Source organism: Oribacterium sp. HCP28S3_H8 (assembly GCF_052064775.1).
Lineage (GTDB): Bacteria > Bacillota > Clostridia > Lachnospirales > Lachnospiraceae > Oribacterium.
In genome coordinates, this window is record NZ_JBQHUZ010000008.1 from 82,037 (window position 1) to 100,861 (window position 18,825).

Here is an 18,825-nt window from a genome sequence, read left to right on the forward strand (position 1 = left end):
TTAAGAGAACTGTCGCTGGCACGAAACAAGTGCTCCTGCGACAGTTCTTTTTTCTTTTTGATGAAATCGGGAGAGTGAAAGCACAGTCTGGCAGCCGACAGAAACTTAGGCTAAAAGATTGTATGAAAATTAACGTGAAATCTTTAACAAAATTTCTGCGGTTGTACTTGCAAAAAGACATTCCATGGAATAGAATATAACCGTACTAAATAGAAAAAACTATTTACGCTATCACAAGCAGGAGGATTTTACTATGGCAGTAAGAGTTGCTATTAATGGTTTTGGACGTATCGGCCGTCTTGCTTTCCGTCAGATGTTTGACGCTGAGGGATACGAGGTTGTTGCCATTAACGATCTGACAAGCCCGGAGATGCTTGCATATCTCCTTAAGTATGATACAACTCATGGCAGATACAACGGAACCGTTGAAGCTGGTGAGGATTCCATCACAGTAAATGGAAAGAAGATCACAATTTACAAGGAGAAGGATGCTGCAAATCTTCCTTGGAAGGAGCTTGATATTGATGTAGTTCTTGAGTGCACAGGCTTCTATACATCCAAGGACAAGGCAATGGCACACATCAATGCTGGTGCTAAGCATGTTGTTATTTCCGCTCCGGCAGGCAATGATTTAAAGACTATTGTATATAATGTAAACCACGAGACACTGACAAAGGATGATCAGATCATTTCCGCTGCATCCTGCACCACCAACTGTCTTGCACCTATGGCTAAGGGACTTAACGACCTGGCTCCGGTTATTTCCGGATTTATGACAACCGTTCACGCTTATACCGGTGATCAGATGATCCTTGATGGACCGCAGAGAAAGGGCAACCTTCGTCGTTCCAGAGCCGGCGCTATGAACATTACTCCGGCTTCCTCCGGTGCTGCAAAGGCAATCGGTCTTGTACTTCCGGAGCTTGCTGGCAAGCTTAACGGTGCTGCACAGCGTGTTCCGACCGCTACAGGATCCACCACAATCCTTGATGCCGTTGTAAAGGGAACCGTTACTGTAGATCAGGTTAACGCACAGATGAAGGCTGAGGAGACAGAGTCCTTTGAGTATAATACGGATGAAATCGTTTCTTCCGATATCATCAATTCTACTGCAGGTTCTATCTTTGATGCGACACAGACCAAGGTTCTTCCGATGCCGGATGGCAACACTCTGGTTCAGGTTGTTTCATGGTATGACAATGAGAACTCCTATACTTCTCAGATGGTACGTACAATCAAGTATTTCGGAACTCTGATTGAGAAATAATCAAAAGAACATTGCAACTGTATAAGACTTTACAAAAAGGTCCGGCCTGCTTGGGCCTGACCTTTTTGTTTGCTATAACAGATGTATTTTTTTCCGGGAGCAGTTCTTTAAACTGCCCGCCGTCAGGCTAGAAGGGAGATTACGCAATGGCCGGTTTAAATAAAAAAACAGTAGATGATATCAATGTCAAGGGTAAGAGAGTCCTTGTAAGATGCGATTTCAATGTTCCTCTTAAGGATGGAAAAATCACAGATGAAAACAGACTTGTAGCTGCGCTGCCAACGATTAAAAAGCTGATCAATGATGGTGGTAAGGTAATCCTCTGCTCTCACCTGGGCAAGATTAAAACCGAAGCTGACAAGCCATCCAAAACGCTTGCTCCGGTCGCTGTACGACTTTCCGAGCTGCTTGGCAAGAAGGTTACTTTTGCAGCCGATCCTGAAGTCGTAGGTCCTAATGCAAGAGCTGCTGTCGCTGCTATGCAGGATGGTGATGTGGTACTGCTGGAGAATACCCGTTACAGAGCCGAGGAGACCAAAAACGGAGATGAGTTTTCCAAGGATCTGGCTTCTCTGGCGGATGTATATGTCAATGATGCCTTTGGTTCTGCGCACAGAGCACATTGTTCCACGGTAGGTGTTACCAAGTATATCAAGGGAGACTGTGTTGTAGGATATCTCATGCAGAAGGAAATCAAATTCCTTGGACAGGCAGTGGAAAATCCGGTACGTCCATTTGTCGCGATTCTTGGCGGAGCCAAGGTTGCTGATAAGCTTAATGTTATTTCCAATCTGCTCGAGAAGTGTGATACGCTGATTATCGGCGGTGGTATGGCGTTTACCTTTGTTAAGGCTCAGGGGCATGAGATTGGCAAGTCTCTCTGTGATGATACAAAGCTTGATTACTGCAAGGAGATGATTGCCAAGGCGGATCAGCTTGGCAAGAAGCTGCTTCTGCCTGTAGATGCCGTCGTTACCGATCATTTCCCGGATCCGATTGATGCACCGATTGATACCGAGGTTGTAGATATTGACAAGATCCCTGCAGATAAGATGGGTATGGATATCGGACCTAAGACACAGGCTCTTTATGCAGATGCAGCTAAAAATGCCAAAACGGTTGTATGGAACGGACCTATGGGCGTGTTTGAAAATCCGACGCTTGCTGCCGGAACCAAGGCAGTTGCCAAAGCACTGGCTGAGACAGATGCTGTAACAATCATCGGTGGCGGTGATTCTGCGGCAGCAGTAAATCAGCTTGGCTATGGTGATAAGATGACACACATCTCCACAGGTGGCGGCGCATCTCTTGAGTTCCTTGAGGGTAAGGAGCTTCCCGGTGTAGCGGCAGTGGATGACAAAGAGTAATTCTGATTACAACCTACCGGTCCGGGCAATCCCGGGCCGGCTTTATGATGAAATCAGACGAGATGACGGATTGTAAAGGAGTTTTCTAAAATGAGAAAAAAAATTATTGCAGGCAACTGGAAGATGAATATGACACCGTCCGAGGCGTTGAAGCTTGTTGAGCTTCTGAAGCCGCTGGTTCAGAATCCGGATGTGGATGTAGTTTACTGTGTTCCGGCAATCGACATCGTTCCGGTTGTAGAGGCCGTCAAGGGTACTAATGTTGCTGTTGGTGCCGAGAATCTGTATTTTGAAGACAAGGGAGCCTATACCGGAGAGATTTCGGCGGATATGCTGCTGGACGCTGGTGTACAGTATGTGATCATGGGCCACTCTGAGAGGAGAGGCTATTTCCATGAAACAGATGCTGATATCAACAAGAAGCTTAAAAAAGCCCTGGAAAAAGGACTGAAGCCGATCGTATGCTGTGGTGAATCTCTGGAACAGAGAGAGCAGGGTATTACCGAGGACTGGATCCGGATGCAGATCAAGATTGCATTCCAGGGTGTAACGGCAGAGCAGGCAAAGGGCGTTGTCATTGCCTATGAGCCAATCTGGGCTATTGGTACCGGAAAGACAGCTACTGCAGCACAGGCGGAAGAAGTATGCAAGGCAATCCGTGATACTATCGCTGCGATCTATGGTACAGATACTGCAGAGGCAATCCGTATCCAGTATGGCGGTTCTATGAATGCCGGTAACTGCAAGGAGCTGCTCGCTCAGCCGGACATTGATGGCGGTCTGATTGGCGGTGCTTCTCTGAAAGCAGATTTTGGAACGATTGTAAATTATAATAAGTAAGTAGCGCAAGAAAAACGAGGGGATAAGTAGTTTGTAAGATACAGATACTTGTCCCCTTTTTTGTCGTTCATTTTCGGATGCGAAAGGACGCAGAATAGATGACCCGGCGAAACTGACGGTCCATGGTAATATGGATTTCGATTCCCTGCTTGTCGATGGTATCAAGCATCAGAATAGTATCATCGGAGCTTCTATCGGCATCTGCGAGTACAGGCAGGGCCTGTACTCTGTCTGCTTCGGATTGGAATGCTTCCGCATCCATCGTAACACTGAGCGAGAGGTGGAGCGTTTCCTCAAGTGCGCTTTCGTATTTATAGTACTGATAGTTTACATCCATGGCAGTTTGTGGGATTTTTGATGGAAAGATCTCTCGAAGCTCATGCTCCATCTCGGTATTCATTTTGTCAAAATACAGATACTGCTTCGGGTTTCTGGTAGCAGAACAGTATGGCGGCAGCAGGCATAGAGTAATGGCTGAAATGATGCCGATGAGCTGTGCCGGGAGAGAGAGCCGGATAAGAGCCCGAACCCATGCTCCCCTTGCAAAGCTTCTTGCCGCAATACCAAAAAATCCAACGAGGAATGGGAGCATCAGTAATAAATACATTGCATTCAGAAACCATGATCTTGAAAATGTGAGTCTCGGATAGCGTATATGGAAGGCAAGCAGTGAGACCAGAAGGACGAGAGCTTCCAGCAGCAGTCCTGAAAGGAGATCCAGCTTCAGCATGTCATGCCAGATCGGCCTGGTCTTCATCATTTTGTGGTCCGTGCGTTTTTTACAATCGGGATGCTTCAATTTCCATACCTCATACTAACGTATTTATGTAACAAAAATGCAGCCACAGTTTTCTGTGACTGCATTATTTTAGCATAGGCGTTTCGTGAAACCAAGTGCCTATGCTGGAGACCCTTTGCACTTTATGTAAGGTACCGGAGCGTACAAAGATCCGGACCTCACAGGTCATATCATAGATGGCATTTATTTCTCCCAGGGAAGATCCGGTTTGCCAAAGTGACCATAGGAGGAAACCAGATTGTAATCCACATCAAGGAGGTGCAGGGAACGGATAATGCCCTTGGGGGTCAGATCGTAGTTCTTGCGGATGGATTCCCAGATCTGATTCCGGTCCTCATGCTCTGTGCCAAAGCAGTCCACATATACGGATACCGGCTCTGCAACGCCGATAGCATAGGCAAGCTGTACCTCGCAGCGGTCCGCCTTGCCGGCATTCACGATATCACGTGCGATCTTACGTGCCATATAGGCTGCGGAGCGATCCACCTTGGAAGGATCCTTGCCGGAAAATGCTCCACCACCATGATGCGCAGCTCCGCCATAGGTATCGGCGATAATCTTTCTGCCGGTGAGACCGGAATCTGCAAAGGAGGAACCGAGCACAAAACGACCTGTCGGATTAACAAGTACGCGGAAATCTGTATTGAGCTCCATCTCCTGTGCGGTTTCCATCATGATGCCGGTGACAATTTCCCGCACTTCTGTAAGGGAGGTTTCCTCGGCATGCTGCGTGGAGATCAGGAAGGTATCAATTCTTCCGGCAGCATAGTCATAGCTGACCTGCGCTTTGGCATCCGGACGCAGTTTCCTAAATCCGTCACGCAGATTAAAATCCCGGAGCTTAAGCAGTGCCTTTGTAGACAGGACATAAGGGATCGGAAGCATCTCCCTGGTTTCATTGGTGGCATATCCAAACATCATGCCCTGATCGCCCGCACCCTCGCGGTCAACACCCATCGCAATGTCCGGAGACTGCTTGGAGATCAGCAGGCGAATGTTATATTTATCGACGTTTTCAAGTCCGATTTTGGTAAGGACAGCTCTTGTCAAGGTATCGTAGTCCGGATCGTAGTTGGTGGTTACCTCGCCAAGGATCGTGATTTCGTAGTCCTTGATGACGGTTTCCGCAGCAATACGGCCGTTGGGATCATGCTGCAGAATGTCAGTTACGATTGCGTCAGAAATCTGGTCGCAGATCTTGTCAGGATGTCCATTGGATACCTGCTCAGATGAAAATAGCATAATGGTTCCTTTCTGCCATAACAGGCATATGATAATGTAAGCAAAAGAAAAGGACTGCCGAACAAATCGACAGTCCGTAACATTCTTCCGTCTTATTGCTCGAAACAAAATTGTTCGCTCAGGTTAGCACCTTCCGTTTCCGGGGTTGCTGCGGTTTCATCGCTCCTATGTAGCTCCGCCGTCTCTGAATAAGTATAGGTTTGTGCAACATATTGTAACAGATCATGGATATATGTCAAGCGCTGTTTTCGCCCTGTTTTTATGAATGACAGTCAGCCGACAGTCAGGCGTGCTGTCTTTGATCATGACAGTCAGGTGCTCTTTACGTTAATGCTCTTGACCGGTCAAATGCGGATTCAATCCGGTAAAGCGGGGCGAACTCTGTAAATCTCTGCATTCTCCGAATTGCCAAAACTATTGTGCATGGTATATACTGATAGCATTCCTGTTAAATATTATACAATTTACCGGAGGTGAAGTTCATGCCAATCAAGGTACAGAATGATTTACCTGCAAAGCATATACTGGAATCTGAAAATATTTTTGTCATGGATGAAGCCCGTGCGATCTCACAGCAGATCCGTCCGCTGAGGATTGCGATTCTTAATCTCATGCCTCTCAAGGAGGATACAGAGCTGGATATTCTGAGGGTGCTTTCCAACTTCCCGATCCAGACGGAGATCACGCTGATGAAGGTAGCCAGCCATCGGGCTACGCATACGGATGCATCTCATTTAAACAAATTTTATGTAACGCTGGATCAGATTGAAAATGAAGCCTTTGATGGTTTGATCATTACCGGCGCACCGGTGGAAAAAATGCCATTTGAGGAGGTGGAATACTGGCAGGAACTGACAGAGATTATGAAATGGTCGGAGACACATGTGTTTTCCACGTTTCATATCTGCTGGGGTGCACAGGCTGGACTTTACTATCATTATGGGATACAAAAGGTCCTGCTGCCAAAGAAGCTGAGCGGTATTTACCGACAAAAAGTGGTTCATCGTAAAAAGATGATTATGCGTGGCATGGATGACTATTTTATGGTTCCGATTTCACGTTATACCGGCATCGATGAGGCGGCGGTCCGCAGCAATCCGGAGCTTTATATGGTTGCAGAAGCCGACAATCCGGAGGAGGGCGGCAGCTATATGATCCTGGCATGTTCTTCACGCCAGATTTTTATCACCGGTCACTCCGAGTATGATAAATATGATCTGGATAAGGAATATAAGAGGGACGTTGCCAAGGGTCTGAACCCGGACATCCCGGTAAACTATTATAGAGACAATGACCCGTCAAAGGAGCCGATCCTCTCCTGGAGATCCACATCTAACTGTACCTATACCAACTGGCTGAACTTTGTGTATCAGGAAACTCCGTATGATCTTAAGGAGCTGAAGCCGGTGCAGTATGACAGCTATCTTAAGGGAGACCATGTCGGCGAACGGGATACTATTATGGGGGCAAACTAATGGATGTATTAGACAGAATCATGAATTACGTAAAGGTGGACACCCAGTCCTCGGAGAGCTCCGGGACGACACCGTCTACCATGAAGCAGTTTGATCTTGGTCGGATGCTTGTCGAGGAGCTTAAGAACCTGGGCGCAGAACGGGTCAAGATCACAGAGCAGTGCTATGTTTATGCAAGGATCCCATCCAATCTGGATCCGGAGATGAATGCCGTCACTCCGCGACTTGGATTTATCGCGCATATGGATACCTCACCATCTGCTTCCGGGGCCAATGTCAATCCCCGCGTTGTTAAAAATTATGATGGAGGAGATATTACACTTGGTCATGGCGTTGTATTGTCGCCGAAGACATTCCCGCACCTTCTAGATGCGCGGGGAGCGGATCTCCTTGTGACGGATGGTTCTACACTGCTGGGAGCAGATGACAAGGCGGGCGTTGCAGAGATCATGCAGATGGCGGAGTATTTCCTCACGCATCCGGAAGTTAAGCATGGAGAGCTTGAGATCGGCTTTACACCGGATGAGGAGATCGGAAGCGGAGCAGAGCTGCTTGATCTTGCTGATTTTGGCGCGGAAGTCGCCTATACTGTGGATGGCGGAACCTTGGGAGAGATCGAATATGAAAACTTCAATGCGGCCTCCGGCACCGTGCATATTCACGGGGTCAATGTACATCCTGGCTCTGCCAAGGATAAGATGATCAACGCATCTCTGGTAGCGATGGAATTTGATAGACTGCTTCCGCCGTGCCGCCCATCCAATACAGAGGGCTATGAGGGATTTTTCCATCTTTGTTCGATTGAGGGAGATGAGACGGATTGTGTAATGAAGTATATTATCCGGGATCATGACCGTGAGAAATTTGAGGCAAAGAAGCAGCAGTTCCAGGCAGCAGCAGATCAGTTGAATGAAAAATATGCCGGGACAGACGCGGAAGTGCAGGTTATGGTTAAGGACTCTTACTATAATATGAAGGAGAAGATCCTGCCCCATATGTACCTGATTGACCAGGCCAAGGAAGCCTTTGCCAAAGCTGGCGTGGAGGCACGCACGGTTCCAATCCGCGGCGGCACAGATGGCGCGCGGCTTTCCTTCCGCGGACTGCCTTGCCCCAATCTCTCGACCGGGGGCGAGAACTACCATGGCATCTATGAGTATCTTAACATTAATTCCATGCGGACCATGGTGGAGGTACTGAAGAACCTTACAACCGGTATGGTAGGTGTCCGGAAATAATATCAGACATCAGGCAAACAGCAGAATGAAAAGAAAAAGAGAGAACCCAATTGTGAGGGCTCTCTCTTTTATTTACCTTATTAAGTTTTTGGTTTATCTGTGCATCGGACTGGTACCATCCTTTGTAGATTTTATATTGCTTAAGGATCCTTCTTGTCCTGTGATAAGTATATTTAAAATATTATCTAAAATAGCTTTGCGCTATGTTTATCTTTTAAATCTTAGGATTATCACATTTACATATGCTTACGAGTTATTATTATTTACGCGATAATATCTCTCAGACTTTGTAAAGGATAAATCGAAGTGGCACTTCGTGGAATTAAGCTTACATGACCATCGGATACTCTTTCCGATGCTGCTGCTTTAAAAAATTACCTTTGACGCTGTCCCGAGATATTATCGACTGACTGTGCTGGAATCATCGCTTTATACCTCGCTTTCTGCAGTTTCGTTCGATGGCTTACCGCCACCACTTTGTTAACGCCCGATCTTATCCTTTCTCGTCAGATAAGATTTGTTAACGTTGAACTTTTTCTTTGTGTCTTAATACTAGCACAAGAATTATTTTTTGTAAATGATAAATAAATAAAAATATTATTTTTATTTATTTGATAAATCTACGGAAATTATGAAAAACGGCTTCCGGAAATGCTATAATCAGGACATGGAAAAGAAAGAGCTGCGGGCTATGATCCGTGAAAAATCAAAAACATTAACAAATGAATATCGCCAGAAGGCAAATGCCGGCATTGAGTCAAGAATCATGATGCATCCGATCTTCCAGCAGGTGGAGACGATTTTCTGCTATGTCAGCATGCCGGAGGAGCCGGATACCCGTGAAATCATTGAGACCGCATGGTCTATGGGTAAGAAGGTTTCTGTCCCGAGGTGCATCCCGGGACCGGAGCACAGGATGGAGGCTGTGATCATCCGCTCCTGGGAGGATCTGGAACCGGGCACGCTGGGGATCCTGGAGCCGAAGCAGGGACTGCCTGTGATCGACGGCTATAAGATTGATCTTGCGTTGATCCCATGTGTGTCGGCGGACCGTTTTGGAGGCAGACTTGGCCATGGAGCCGGATATTATGACCGTTTTCTGCATGGGCAAAGCATGTATAAGTATTGCCTCTGCTTTGAAGAACTGATGGCGGAGCAGATTGCGGGAGCGGATCGGGTTCCGATGGATCCGTATGATATTGTGATGGACCGGATCTTTACAGAAGATAAGGTTTATAATCCAAGGATGGCATCGGAGAACGATGGAGACGATTCGGTGAGAGAAGCATTACGAGGCTCCTCCGGTTTGTTAGGAAAGCTTCTGCGCCGTATGCTGCCGGATCCCGAAAATCGTGGATAAGGCAGGGATATATTGGAGATCAGAGTGGGATGCCCTTGCGTAGGGAAACGGAAATAGAACCGGCATTGAGCTTAAGCAGAATCGAGGAAAATAAAAATATATGGATGATACAAAGCTTGAAACCTTAAAAGAGTGGATGGATGACAGCCACGATATTGTGTTTTTTGGAGGCGCTGGTGTTTCTACAGAGAGCGGAGTACCGGATTTCCGCAGTAAGGATGGACTCTATAACCAGCATGATGTACAGTTTGACCGGTACCGCCCGGAGTATCTTCTGAGCCACAGCTGCCTTATGAATGAGCCGAAGGTCTATTTTGAGTTTCACCGGCAGAAGATGGATACCTGCAGGGTCCAGCCCGACAATGCCCATAAGTATCTTGCGGCACTGGAAAGGACCGGAAAATTAAAGGCAGTAGTGACACAAAATATCGATGGACTGCATCAGAAGGCAGGCAGCCGTGTAGTCTATGAAATTCATGGCAGCGCACTGCGGAATTACTGTATGAAATGCGGCAAGACTTATCCGCCGGATTATATTTTTGATTCCAAGGAAGCGGTTCCGCACTGCACCTGCGGAGGTGTGATCCGTCCGGACATTACGCTGTATGAGGAGAGCCTCCCGGAGGCTGCGGTGAGAGGCGCTGTTAGAAGCATTGCACAGGCGGATATGCTGATCATCGGTGGAACCTCGCTTACGGTTTATCCGGCGGCATCCTATATCCATTATTTTGAAGGTAAGTATCTTGTCATTATCAACCGGGATGAGCTTAATGTACGTATGGATGCACATACGCTAGTAATAAAGGATAAGATCGGTGAGGTGTTTACACGCCTTGCAGAGCTGCAGGGGCTCCGGCTGGATTAAGCGTGCATCCTTCCTTGATCCGTGCTTTAAGGCATTGGATTTATAGAGGGAAAGAGCTGCTTCATGTCCTCCGGCAGGTCACTTTGAAAGGTCAGATCTCTACCAGTGATCGGATGTCGGAAACGCAGGCGCCAGCTGTGCAGCGCCTGCCGCTGCATGTCCTGATACTCCGGATGATAGAGGAAATCTCCGATCAGAGGATGCCCCACATAGTTAAGGTGCACCCGGATTTGATGTGTCCGTCCGGTTTCCAGCTTAAGAGACAGGAGACTCAAGTCCTTGTCGGGACGATACTGCAGCTGCCGGAGATGTGTTACACTGTACTCTCCGTTTTTAAAGTCGATGCAGCGCTCGATGACAGAATCCTGTTTCCGCCCGATCGGAGCATTGATGGTCATGTGAAAGCAGGAGCCTGCCGGATATACGCAATTGGTATCTATCGTATCGGCATCTTGAGAGCGGTGGCTTACGTAGAGACCAGAGCATTCGCATCCGCTGAGTGAGGAGACATCACCATCGGCAATGGCAAGATACTCCCGGTGAATTTCCCGGCGTTTTACCATATCTCCCAGGAGCGCGGCGCTCAACATGTTTTTGGCACTGATCAGGAGCCCACTTGTATCCCGGTCCAGCCGGTTGATGATGCGGTTTACATATTGTGGATATCCGAGGACATGGTGTGTATACCAGCAGAGCGCGTTTCCAAGTGTATCCTTGTAATGCCCCATGGAAGGATGGACCGGCATGCCGGCGGGCTTATTGATCACAAGGAGGTCGTCATCCTCATAGATGATGTTAAGGGGAATGCAGCTTTCCTCGACATGTTCGCTTATCTCTGTTTCGAGGATATTAATCTTGAGTCTGTCACCGTCGGAAAGGATGCATTTTGCCCAGGTCTTACTTCCGTTAAGCAGCATGCCAAAAATGGACTCGCCTGTTTCCGGATGGATGGCAGATGTGTTCCGGAGATGATAGATGATGTGCCGGGAGTATCCCAGGGAACGCAGAAAAGCTCCCACGGTCTCACCGCGGAAGCTTTCCGGTATGGTATACTCCAGTGTGCGTAGATTTACAGCCATAGGAGTCTTTTATGCAAAGTGGAAGGTATCCTTGAGACCGAGCCACTTCTGATCCTTCTCACTCAGATTGAGGGGAGTTCCGTCGTCCAGTGTATACCCCTCGGCGGAAGCATTCCCCTGGTATGTACCGTTTACATGAGGCCAGGTAATGTTGATCTCAGGGTCGTTCCACGCAAGACCGGACTCATCTCCCGGATGCCAAAAATCGGTTACCTTATAGCAGAACTCGGCTACATCCGACAGTACCAGAAATCCGTGTGCAAAGCCTTCGGAAATGTAGAACTGCTTCTTATTTTCCTCAGTCAGCTCGACGCCGAACCATTTGCCGTAGGTTTTACTTCCCTCACGGAGGTCTACAGCAACATCAAATACAGAACCCCTGATTACACGTACCAGCTTGCCCTGTGGATACTGCTTCTGGAAATGCAGACCGCGCAGTACACCCTTTGTGGACATACTCTGATTGTCCTGTACAAATACCATGTCAAGACCTGCAGCATGCATATCGTTTTGATTATAGGTTTCCATAAAATATCCACGGTCGTCGCCATGCACGGTTGGTTCAATAATATAGAGGCCTTCAATCGGCGCTTTGGTTACTTTAATCTGTCCCATTGTAAACTCCTTATGTATAATATGTAGATGCTTCTGCACCCAGTGGCTTTATTATAGATGGCTTTTCCGGAAAAAACCAGTGGAGAGCAGCATTCGCATGGAAAACCTCTGAAAGACATGTAAAGCAGACATGAAAATATGCTTAAATCAGAAGATTTTTACAAAAAACAGTTGACATTGCTGGAATGAAGGACTATTATAGCATTAAATTAATAATAATTATTAATTTCATGTTTGAAGTATTTTTACTCTCGCCGAGGGAGTGGAGATATGTAACGGACGAATGAAGGTAAAAGTACAGATGAAAGGATAGGAGATGAACTATAGCAGACAGCGAGAGGAAGTGATGGATCAGCTTAAACTGCATCATGACCATCCGACAGCGGACATCATCTTTGCGGAGTTAAGAGAAAGAGATCCGAATATCAGTCTTGCCACCGTTTATCGAAACCTGAAGCTTCTTTCCGAGCATGGCGCGATCAAAAAGCTCACCTTTGTTTCAGGGGCGGACCATTTTGATCCTAATACCGAGCTTCATTACCATTTTGTTTGTAATGAATGCGGCAGAGTGTTTGATGTTCCGATGAAAGTTGCCGAGCATCTGGACCAGGATGCCGAGGCGTTTGTGCCTGGCGAGGTCACCGGTCATGAACTCGTTTTTTATGGAGTCTGCGACGAATGCGCGCGGAAATCCTGAGGAAACGGCAGTATCTCAGAATCCGGGAAAACATGTGAGCAAGTTGATTTTAGCAGAAGGCCTAATGGCAGAAAAGGAGATACGTTTATGAAAACTTGGGTATGTTCAGTATGTGGTTATGTATTTGAAGGTGAGAATCCGCCAGAGCAGTGTCCTGTATGTAAGGCACCAGCGTCCAAGTTTGTGGAGCAGACTGGTGAGCTTACCTGGGCAGCAGAGCATGTAATCGGCGTTGCCAAGGATGTTCCGGAAGATATCAAAGCAGACCTCAGAGCAAACTTTGAGGGTGAGTGCTCCGAAGTCGGCATGTATCTTGCAATGGCAAGGGCTGCGTACAGAGAAGGTTATCCGGAGATTGGCGATTATTATAAAATTGCAGCTTACGAGGAGGCTGATCACGCTTCCAGATTTGCCGAGATGCTTGGAGAGGTTGTATCTCCTTCCACGAAGGAAAATCTTACTGTACGTGTTCAGGCTGAGAATGGTGCTACCGCTGGTAAAACCGATCTCGCCAAGAGAGCAAAGGCACTGAATCTGGATGCTATTCATGATTCTGTACATGAGATGGCTCGTGACGAGGCAAGACATGGCAAGGCATTTGCTGGTCTCCTCAAGAGATATTTTGGTTAATTTAAACGATAAGATCGCCTGGTTTGGTGCCAGGCGGTCTTTTTGTATTGCAGCATATGGTAATCTGAACCACGTGCCGAAATATGTTTATTTTTTAACAAATGAATCTGTACGCAATTGACTGCATTCCATTTTTGTTATATAGTACAAAAAGCTATAGGCTTTTATAACTTGCTGAAGTTATGCATAAAATAAACGTTTGTGATCGCTGGCATGCAGAGATCACTTCAGATCATGCAGCGATTTTAAACGCAATGGTAAAAGATAAGAAAGAGCAGAGGTAGATATGACAGATAAAAGACCAGTTGTGCTCCTGATTCTGGATGGGTATGGTATTAATCCTAATCCGGTAGGTAATGCAATTGCAATGGCAGATACTCCGGTCATGGACCGGCTGGAGAAGGAATGTCCTTTTGTAGAGGGGCAGGCGTCAGGACTGTATGTAGGCCTTCCGGATGGACAGATGGGTAACTCCGAGGTTGGACATATGAATATGGGCGCCGGCAGAATCGTATATCAGGAGCTTACCAGAATTACTAAGTCCATAGAGGATGGAGACTTCTATAAAAATACAGAGCTTCTGAGAGCCGTAAATAACTGTAAGGCTAAGGACTCCGCACTGCATCTTTTTGGACTCGTTTCCAATGGAGGCGTGCATTCTCACATTGAACATATATACGGACTTCTGGAGCTTGCAAGACGCAATGGGCTGAAAAAGGTTTATCTGCATGCATTCCTGGATGGTCGTGATACACCGCCGGATTCCGGTAAGGAATTTTTAAATGAAGTTCAGGCTAGGATGGCGGAGCTTGGTGTAGGAGAAATCGCAACGATTTCCGGACGGTATTATGCCATGGACCGGGACAAAAACTATGACCGTGTTTCTAAGGCATATGAAGCGATGACACAGGGAACCGGCAAAACTGCAGCAAGCGTTGCGGAGGCCATCCAGTCCTCATATGATCATAAGGTGTTTGATGAGTTTGTTGAGCCATGCGTGATCCTCAAGGATGGTAAGCCTACTGCGATCATACAGGATGGGGACTCCTGCATATTCTTTAATTTCCGTCCGGACCGTGCACGAGAACTTACACATTGCTTCTGTGACGAGGATTTCAGCTTCTTTGAGAGAGGCAGACGGATTGCGACGACCTTTGTGTGCTTTACGGACTATGATCCGACCATTCCAAATAAATACATCGCATTTCCAAAGCAGTCGGTAACAAAAACACTTGGTGAATATGTCTCCTCTCTGGGACTTCATCAGCTTCGTATTGCGGAGACCGAGAAATATGCGCATGTAACATTTTTCTTTAATGGTGGTGTTGAGGAGCCAAATCCCAATGAGGACCGGATCCTTGTACCAAGCCCTAAGGATGTTCCAACTTATGATCTCAAACCGCAAATGTCATGTCCGGAGGTTTGCGATAAGCTGGTTGCTGCCATCGGCTCCGGAAAATATGACCTGATCATCTGCAACTTTGCGAACCCAGATATGGTAGGCCATACAGGCGTGATCCCTGCGGCGGTTAAGGCAATTGAGGTAGTGGATCAGGCAGTCGGCAGAGTTACAGAGGCGGTGAAAGCGGTCGGAGGTCAGATGATGATCGTCGCGGATCATGGCAATGCGGACATGATGATCAACTATGAGACCGGTGAGCCATGGACTGCACATACAACCAACCCGGTACCGTTTATCCTGGTAAATTCCAATCCGAATTGGAAACTAAGAGAAGGTGGAGCACTTTGTGATGTTGCGCCGACTTTGCTTGAGATGATGGAACTTCCACAGCCGGAGGAAATGACCGGAAAGTCACTGATTATAAGCAAGTAAGTTGCGGGAGACAGAAAATGAAGATAGGAGTTTCAACCGATTCCGGCAGCGGAATTACCCAGGCAGCAGGCAAAGAGCTGGGAATCCGTGTTGTTCCGATGCCTTTCCGGATTGATGGAGAGGAATATTTTGAGGATATCAATATTACGAGAGAGGAATTTTTTGATAAGCTCCAGCATGACGCCGAAGTTTCTACATCTCAGCCGGGCATGGAGGATCTCATGCGGGTCTGGGATGAGCTGCTAGAGGACAATGATCAGGTCGTGCATATCCCGCTTACCTCCGGACTATCCGGAGCTACGCAGACGGCAATCATGCTCTCGCATGATGAGAAGTATGAGGGGAGAGTCTTTGTTCCGGATGACCGTGGGGTTTCTGTCACGCAGCGCCAGGCGGCTGTTAATGCCACCTTACTGGCGGCCCGTGGGTATGATGGAGCCAGGATCATGGAGATCCTGAACCGGGATCATGACCGGAATCAGATTTATATCGGTGTGGATACCTTGAAATATCTTAAGAAGGGCGGCAGGATTACACCGATGGCTGCAGCAATAGGAACACTTCTGCACATAAAGCCTGTGCTGGGGATTACCAACGGAGGTAAGCTGGACTCCTATACCAAGGTACGGACGAGCAAGATGGTCCGGGATGCGATCATCAAGGGACTGAAAACCGAGCTTGCCGGTCGTCTCCAGGATCCGGAGGGCAGGAACTGTTATGTATGCTCCGCCTATACGGATAATCCGGAACAGGCAGCAGAATTTGCCGAGGAGCTTAAGGAGGCATTTCCAAATCGCCTCAATGACGAGATTATTGTAAATCCGTTGTCGCTTCTGATCAGCTGCCATATCGGACAAAATGGTCTTGGAGCGGCTGTGATTGAGCGTACACCGGAGCTTATGGAGTAATTTCTTACATTATAGAGGTTTACAATTGAATTATCGCAGACCATGTTTACTGATGGCAGTGATGTTTGTACTTGGAGAGTGTATCAGTGCAGAGGAAACAGGTCCGCTTTTGCATGCTTTGTCGGGAGCAGCAGTGTTGTTTTTGACAGGAGCAGGTCTATTACGGAAAAAAGTAAGGAGGGGTGCAGCCGCACTTCTCCTTTTTGTGTTTTTACTGGGATTCTGCCGGTATCATATTGCAGAGCAGGGTTTTAAGAAAAATCAAAGCCGCATTTTATATTTTGGAGAGCTCAACGTAGCTCTTACGGGGAAGGTCGTCGCATATTACGGCAGCAAGGATACATATCGTGTGATTTTATCCGGGAGTATGCTGTCCAGTGCCTATGGCAGTCTCCGGGAGCTTCCGGAGACTGCAACGGAAATGCAGCGTAAGAGATATGACCAGCCGGTAGGCAGGATCATGGTATATCTGGATGCGCCGGCGGATGTCTATCCCGGGCATGAGGTCAGGATTACCGGTAAAATGGCACAGGAGGAGCAACCGCAGAATGAAGGTCAGTTTGATTACGGCCGTTACCTCCGTTCACAGGGAATCAGCGGAAGCATGTATGGGAAACGTATGGAAATCGTCGGAGGAGATGTACTTCCGTTATGGAAGATTTTGCAGCGTTTCCGGGAGTGGTGTCAGGAAGCATTCCGCACAATTTGTACCGAGAGTGGCAGTGGCATCTATCAGGCAGTTCTGCTCGGGGAGAGGGGAGAAATGCCGGAAGAGATCAGCAGGCTGTTTCAGGAGAGCGGCATTTCCCATATTCTTGCGGTCTCCGGTCTGCACCTCAGCATCCTTGGTATGGGTTTTTATAATATCCTGAGGAAGGGAAGGCTGCATCAGAAGGCAGCGGGAATTTTTGCCGGGATTCTGATTTTATTGTACGGGACTTTTACCGGCTGCTCCGGCTCTGCCATGCGTGCCGTGATTATGCTGCTCCTCCAGTTCCTGGCGCGTTCTATGGGGAGAACCTATGACATGCTCTCGGCAGTCGGAGTGGCAGCGGTTCTTTTACTTTTACGGAGTCCGTATCTGCTTTTTACCGGAGGCTTCCAGCTGAGCTTTGCTGCGGTGCTATCGATCGGACTTGCCATGGATCTGCCAAAACTCAAGTGGCAGATCGTAGAAACCATCCGCATTGCGCTGCTCCTGCAACTGGGAATGCTCCCGATTGTTTTGTATCATTACTTTAAGCTCCCTTTATATAGCCTGCTTTTGAATCTTCTGGTTCTTCCGCTCATGGGATATGTACTTGGAGGAGGCATACTCGCATTGGCTTTGTATCCGTTTTCAACGTTGCTTGCCAGAGTGGCAATCGGCGGGGGTCATATGATCATTGCATTTTACAAGTGGCTGTGTGAGGCAGTCAGCACCTGGCAATATGCAAGCCTTGTCCTCGGGAGACCAGGCATGGGAGATATACTGGTGTATTATGGCGTTTTGCTTCTGCTGTTCTGTATCCTCGAGAGACGCGGACGCAGACAGGAGAGGACCCCATATCTTGAAAGAGCTATTATACTGCTTATCATGTTTATACAGATATGGAACCTGATCCCAGATAAGCCACAGAAAACAGAAATAACAGCGCTATATGTGGGACAGGGTGACGGATTTATAATCAGAAACAGAGATATAGTGGTTACAATGGATCAAGGATCGACATCTGACAAGCATTTCGGGGAGAATGTTCTCGAACCATATCTTTTGTCACAGGGGATCTCCTGCATTGACGCAAGCATGATCAGTCACTGTGACAGCGATCATTACTCCGGAATCCTGTATCTGCTTACGGAAACCAGTGCAGTTCGGATCAGGAGGATGATCCTACCGGCAGCGGCAAAGCTTGACTCCAGGTATGATACGCTGAGACAGGCGGCAGCACAGCGAAATACGGAAATCAAGTATATGCAATCCGGAGATGAGATGACAGTTACGGAAGAGAAAGAAAAGGAAGAGGAGAAGCTGGCATTTCAATGCATTTATCCTGTAGACGATACACACATTGAGGATGCCAATACGCAGTCATTGGGGATCATGCTCACGGCAGGTCGTTTCCATATGCTGTTTACGGGAGATATGCCAAAGGAAGCGGAGGAAGTGATGCTTCAGGAGATGCAGCGGCGGAGGCTTGTGGAAGATATCGATGTGCTTAAGGTAGGGCACCATGGCAGTGCTACCAGTACATCGGAGCTGCTCCTTGAGACATTATCTCCGACATACGCTCTCATCAGCTATGGACGAAACAACGACTACGGACATCCCCATCAGGAAACGATGGAGAGGCTCCGGCAACGTGGAATCAGGCTTCTGGAGACGGCCAGGCTTGGAGAGATCCGCATAATTCCAGAACAGGACGGAAGTATCCGGCTTTATCATTATCGTAAGGCAGCAGGATAAAGCCGGATGCATAAGACGGAAAAGACAGTAAAAGTATTACGTCAGGATTTATGTGTCAGGACATAGAGTAAAATAATAAAAGTAATAAAAAGGACCTTCGGCGGGTTAGTCCGAAGGTCCTCATGAGTAACATATGATTAAAAACGTTCCAGGTACGGCCTGA

16 protein-coding genes and 1 riboswitch are annotated in these 18,825 nt (G+C 47.5%); of the genes, 12 read left to right on the forward strand and 4 right to left on the reverse strand.

Annotated elements, in window-relative coordinates:
• Positions 1–253 precede the first annotated feature (253 nt).
• From gap to tpiA, 3 genes are all read left to right on the forward strand, one after another.
• Positions 254–1,267, forward strand: a complete 1,014-nt coding sequence (gene gap, locus ACTNEN_RS10355; protein ID WP_441206306.1) for a type I glyceraldehyde-3-phosphate dehydrogenase — start codon at positions 254–256, stop codon at positions 1,265–1,267.
• A 146-nt stretch (positions 1,268–1,413) separates the two neighbouring features.
• Entirely contained in the window at positions 1,414–2,634 is a 1,221-nt protein-coding gene (locus ACTNEN_RS10360; RefSeq protein ID WP_441206307.1) for a phosphoglycerate kinase, read from the forward strand.
• A 90-nt stretch (positions 2,635–2,724) separates the two neighbouring features.
• Positions 2,725–3,474: a triose-phosphate isomerase gene (gene tpiA, locus ACTNEN_RS10365; protein ID WP_441206309.1), complete on the forward strand. Its 750-nt coding sequence runs from the start codon at positions 2,725–2,727 to the stop codon at positions 3,472–3,474.
• 67 nt (positions 3,475–3,541) lie between these two features.
• Here the strand turns inward: tpiA and ACTNEN_RS10370 are convergent, their stop codons facing one another.
• Positions 3,542–4,234 (reverse strand): hypothetical protein, encoded by a 693-nt coding sequence (locus ACTNEN_RS10370; RefSeq protein ID WP_441206310.1) that lies wholly within the window; start codon positions 4,232–4,234, stop codon positions 3,542–3,544.
• A gap of 222 nt (positions 4,235–4,456) precedes the next feature.
• Positions 4,457–5,515: a methionine adenosyltransferase gene (metK, locus tag ACTNEN_RS10375; protein ID WP_441206312.1), complete on the reverse strand. Its 1,059-nt coding sequence runs from the start codon at positions 5,513–5,515 to the stop codon at positions 4,457–4,459.
• Positions 5,516–5,604: 89 nt separating this feature from the next.
• Positions 5,605–5,710: riboswitch (SAM riboswitch) on the reverse strand.
• A gap of 287 nt (positions 5,711–5,997) precedes the next feature.
• Here metK and ACTNEN_RS10380 point away from each other — a divergent pair.
• The 4 genes from ACTNEN_RS10380 (at position 5,998) to ACTNEN_RS10395 (ending at position 10,453) form a co-directional block, all read left to right on the forward strand.
• Positions 5,998–6,990 carry a homoserine O-succinyltransferase gene (locus tag ACTNEN_RS10380; protein ID WP_441206314.1) on the forward strand — a complete coding sequence of 331 codons (993 nt, stop codon included), beginning with the start codon at positions 5,998–6,000 and terminating at the stop codon, positions 6,988–6,990.
• Positions 6,990–8,228: a peptidase T gene (gene pepT, locus ACTNEN_RS10385; RefSeq protein WP_441206315.1), complete on the forward strand. Its 1,239-nt coding sequence runs from the start codon at positions 6,990–6,992 to the stop codon at positions 8,226–8,228. Before ACTNEN_RS10380 ends, pepT begins: the two co-directional genes overlap by 1 nt.
• A 667-nt stretch (positions 8,229–8,895) precedes the next feature.
• The gene (locus ACTNEN_RS10390) at positions 8,896–9,588 is read left to right on the forward strand and encodes a 5-formyltetrahydrofolate cyclo-ligase (RefSeq protein ID WP_441206316.1); all 693 of its coding nucleotides are present in this window, start codon (positions 8,896–8,898) and stop codon (positions 9,586–9,588) included.
• A 100-nt stretch (positions 9,589–9,688) separates the two neighbouring features.
• Entirely contained in the window at positions 9,689–10,453 is a 765-nt protein-coding gene (locus tag ACTNEN_RS10395; protein WP_441206317.1) for an NAD-dependent protein deacylase, read from the forward strand.
• 26 nt (positions 10,454–10,479) lie between these two features.
• Here ACTNEN_RS10395 and ACTNEN_RS10400 read toward each other — a convergent pair whose 3' ends face one another.
• Together ACTNEN_RS10400 and rfbC are read right to left on the reverse strand one after the other, a co-directional pair.
• Positions 10,480–11,532 (reverse strand): RluA family pseudouridine synthase, encoded by a 1,053-nt coding sequence (locus tag ACTNEN_RS10400; protein ID WP_441206319.1) that lies wholly within the window; start codon positions 11,530–11,532, stop codon positions 10,480–10,482.
• A gap of 9 nt (positions 11,533–11,541) precedes the next feature.
• On the reverse strand, positions 11,542–12,147 hold the full coding sequence (gene rfbC / locus ACTNEN_RS10405; RefSeq protein WP_441206321.1) for a dTDP-4-dehydrorhamnose 3,5-epimerase: 606 nt from the start codon (positions 12,145–12,147) through the stop codon (positions 11,542–11,544).
• Between the two features lie 316 nt (positions 12,148–12,463).
• On the opposite strand from rfbC, the gene ACTNEN_RS10410 reads away from it, so the two are divergent.
• The 5 genes from ACTNEN_RS10410 (at position 12,464) to ACTNEN_RS10430 (ending at position 18,662) form a co-directional block, all read left to right on the forward strand.
• Positions 12,464–12,844: a Fur family transcriptional regulator gene (locus ACTNEN_RS10410; protein ID WP_441206323.1), complete on the forward strand. Its 381-nt coding sequence runs from the start codon at positions 12,464–12,466 to the stop codon at positions 12,842–12,844.
• A gap of 87 nt (positions 12,845–12,931) precedes the next feature.
• Entirely contained in the window at positions 12,932–13,474 is a 543-nt protein-coding gene (locus ACTNEN_RS10415) for an NADH peroxidase (RefSeq protein WP_441206324.1), read from the forward strand.
• 286 nt (positions 13,475–13,760) lie between these two features.
• Positions 13,761–15,308, forward strand: a complete 1,548-nt coding sequence (gene gpmI, locus ACTNEN_RS10420) for a 2,3-bisphosphoglycerate-independent phosphoglycerate mutase (protein WP_441206326.1) — start codon at positions 13,761–13,763, stop codon at positions 15,306–15,308.
• Positions 15,309–15,325: 17 nt separating this feature from the next.
• Positions 15,326–16,216 carry a DegV family protein gene (locus tag ACTNEN_RS10425; RefSeq protein ID WP_441206328.1) on the forward strand — a complete coding sequence of 297 codons (891 nt, stop codon included), beginning with the start codon at positions 15,326–15,328 and terminating at the stop codon, positions 16,214–16,216.
• A gap of 25 nt (positions 16,217–16,241) precedes the next feature.
• Positions 16,242–18,662: a DNA internalization-related competence protein ComEC/Rec2 gene (locus ACTNEN_RS10430; RefSeq protein ID WP_441206329.1), complete on the forward strand. Its 2,421-nt coding sequence runs from the start codon at positions 16,242–16,244 to the stop codon at positions 18,660–18,662.
• The last annotated feature ends 163 nt before the right edge of the window (positions 18,663–18,825 follow it).

Bases quoted from the DNA above. Each gene is read 5' to 3' on its own strand.
- gap (WP_441206306.1), top strand. From the start codon at position 254: ATGGCAGTAAGAGTTGCTATTAATGGTTTTGGACGTATCGGCCGTCTT.
- ACTNEN_RS10360 (WP_441206307.1), top strand. From the start codon at position 1,414: ATGGCCGGTTTAAATAAAAAAACAGTAGATGATATCAATGTCAAGGGT.
- tpiA (WP_441206309.1), top strand. From the start codon at position 2,725: ATGAGAAAAAAAATTATTGCAGGCAACTGGAAGATGAATATGACACCG.
- ACTNEN_RS10370 (WP_441206310.1), bottom strand. From the start codon at position 4,234: ATGATGAAGACCAGGCCGATCTGGCATGACATGCTGAAGCTGGATCTC.
- metK (WP_441206312.1), bottom strand. From the start codon at position 5,515: ATGCTATTTTCATCTGAGCAGGTATCCAATGGACATCCTGACAAGATC.
- ACTNEN_RS10380 (WP_441206314.1), top strand. From the start codon at position 5,998: ATGCCAATCAAGGTACAGAATGATTTACCTGCAAAGCATATACTGGAA.
- pepT (WP_441206315.1), top strand. From the start codon at position 6,990: ATGGATGTATTAGACAGAATCATGAATTACGTAAAGGTGGACACCCAG.
- ACTNEN_RS10390 (WP_441206316.1), top strand. From the start codon at position 8,896: ATGGAAAAGAAAGAGCTGCGGGCTATGATCCGTGAAAAATCAAAAACA.
- ACTNEN_RS10395 (WP_441206317.1), top strand. From the start codon at position 9,689: ATGGATGATACAAAGCTTGAAACCTTAAAAGAGTGGATGGATGACAGC.
- ACTNEN_RS10400 (WP_441206319.1), bottom strand. From the start codon at position 11,532: ATGGCTGTAAATCTACGCACACTGGAGTATACCATACCGGAAAGCTTC.
- rfbC (WP_441206321.1), bottom strand. From the start codon at position 12,147: ATGGGACAGATTAAAGTAACCAAAGCGCCGATTGAAGGCCTCTATATT.
- ACTNEN_RS10410 (WP_441206323.1), top strand. From the start codon at position 12,464: ATGAACTATAGCAGACAGCGAGAGGAAGTGATGGATCAGCTTAAACTG.
- ACTNEN_RS10415 (WP_441206324.1), top strand. From the start codon at position 12,932: ATGAAAACTTGGGTATGTTCAGTATGTGGTTATGTATTTGAAGGTGAG.
- gpmI (WP_441206326.1), top strand. From the start codon at position 13,761: ATGACAGATAAAAGACCAGTTGTGCTCCTGATTCTGGATGGGTATGGT.
- ACTNEN_RS10425 (WP_441206328.1), top strand. From the start codon at position 15,326: ATGAAGATAGGAGTTTCAACCGATTCCGGCAGCGGAATTACCCAGGCA.